The sequence below is a fragment of the Roseomonas sp. TAS13 genome (assembly GCF_001950415.1).
Lineage (GTDB): Bacteria > Pseudomonadota > Alphaproteobacteria > Acetobacterales > Acetobacteraceae > Roseomonas > Roseomonas mucosa.
Map to the genome: position 1 here is coordinate 1 of NZ_BDLP01000786.1, position 674 is coordinate 674.

The 674-nt window shown below is 77.7% G+C and carries 1 pseudogene; it reads right to left on the reverse strand.

The features are described from left to right. Positions 1-89 precede the first annotated feature (89 nt). Positions 90-674, reverse strand: a pseudogene (locus tag ROTAS13_RS25510) (gamma-glutamyltransferase); the annotation flags it as partial.

The window sequence follows — 674 nt, forward strand, 5'->3', positions numbered from 1 at the left end:
CCATGACCAGGAAGGGCGGTGCGTCGGCGCCGCGCCCCACCTTGAGGCCGGGCCCCGGCCGCGGCTTCCGATGCCCCTGGGTCATGCCGTCAGTTCCCCCGGCCCATGAGGGCGAGGCCGCCGCCGCGCGGGTCCACCGCCGCCTGGCAGGTGGCGACATTGCCGGGCAGGTAGTCGGGGCAGGCGAGCGCCGCGCCGCGCCCGGGTTCCGGTACCGCGGCCAGGGCCTCGGCCAGGCTGCCGCGCCGGGCGAGCGCCTGCGCCGCCGGCAGGGCGGCGGCCAGGGGCGCGTCTTCCTGGCCCGAACCGGCGCCGGCATAGCGGAAGGCCTTGATGTTGGCGTTGCTGACCAGCACCGGGGAAAGCAGCGGCGGCGTGATGCCGCCCGGCCGTGGCGCGGCGGCGAGCAGGAAGCCCATGCCCGGCACCATGCGGCCGGTGCCGAAGAGGTTGTTCATGCTGAAGTTGCAGCTGACAGCGCCGCCGTCGCGGTCCACCACCACCAGCGAGGAGGAGGCGGGCAGGGGCGCGGCGTTTCCGGCCGGGGCAGGCGGATTGGCCAGCAGCGCGGCGGGATCGGCGCCGCCCCGGGCGGCGCTGGCCGCGGCGAGGCCGCGCGCCTGGGCCGTGGCGGGCGCTTCGCCGTTGCGCAGGGCCTGGAAGGTGACGGCCTG